This window comes from Corynebacterium sp. HMSC059E07 (assembly GCF_001814395.1).
Classification (GTDB): domain Bacteria; phylum Actinomycetota; class Actinomycetes; order Mycobacteriales; family Mycobacteriaceae; genus Corynebacterium; species Corynebacterium hesseae.
The window spans coordinates 1-340 of record NZ_KV816311.1; the positions used below are offsets into that span (position 1 = coordinate 1).

Below are 340 nucleotides of genomic sequence, written 5' to 3' on the forward strand. Positions count from 1 at the left end.
TATTTTGCCGAAGAGACACGCTGGTAATCCGCTTCCAGTTTGTCTATGACCATCGAACCGAGTACTCGGTCAAGCGGATGTGCCACGTGTTAAAGCTCAATCGCTCCTCGTTCTACAAATGGGTCAACACCCGCGAAAAACGCAGGTTAAAGACGTGTTCCGATGCTCTTCTTGGGGCGAGAATCAAGACCATCTTCGATGATGAGCACGGGCTTTATGGTGCTAAACGCATCGCTGCAAGCCTTAACGACGATACGGACTTTCCTCCGACCAATCACAAGAAGGTCGCACGCATCATGAAATCCATGGGGCTGAAAGGCTTTAGTAAACGGCGTCGATG

Annotated in this window: 1 protein-coding gene; it reads left to right on the forward strand. The window is 50.3% G+C overall.

Annotation, left to right across the window (positions count from 1 at the left end; all coding sequences use genetic code 11):
* Positions 1 to 86 precede the first annotated feature (86 nt).
* The coding region (locus HMPREF2967_RS13005; protein WP_198531027.1) for an IS3 family transposase at positions 87 to 340 on the forward strand (254 nt) is incomplete at its 3' end.